Here is a 307-nt window from a genome sequence, read left to right as displayed (position 1 = left end):
TACTGGTGAGCTCAACCGGGTGTGGATGTCAGATATTACCTACTTGCGCACCGGTGAGGGCTGGTTGTATTTGTGCGCGGTCCGCGACGGTCATTCCCGCAGAGTGCTGGGCTGGGCTATGGATAGCGTGCAAGACACACACCTGGTCGAACGGGCCCTGCGGATGGCGCATACACTGCGCGGTGACGTTCCTGATGGGCTGGTGTTTCACGCTGACCGCGGAACGCAATTTACCAGTGAGAAGCTCTGGGAGGTCTGCAGCAGACTGGGCATTGCCCAGTCTGTGGGGCGTACTGGTGTGTGCTTC

1 protein-coding gene is annotated in these 307 nt (G+C 59.6%); it reads left to right on the top strand.

The features are described from left to right. A partial coding sequence (locus HMPREF2604_RS05800) for a DDE-type integrase/transposase/recombinase (RefSeq protein ID WP_141746434.1) occupies positions 1–307 on the top strand: 307 nt, incomplete at both ends.

Origin of the sequence: Corynebacterium sp. HMSC055A01, assembly GCF_001809405.1 — a bacterium.
In the GTDB taxonomy this organism is placed as follows: Bacteria; Actinomycetota; Actinomycetes; order Mycobacteriales; family Mycobacteriaceae; genus Corynebacterium; species Corynebacterium hesseae.
Note: the sequence above shows the minus strand (reverse complement) of the source record. Positions and strands in the feature narration are given on the sequence as shown.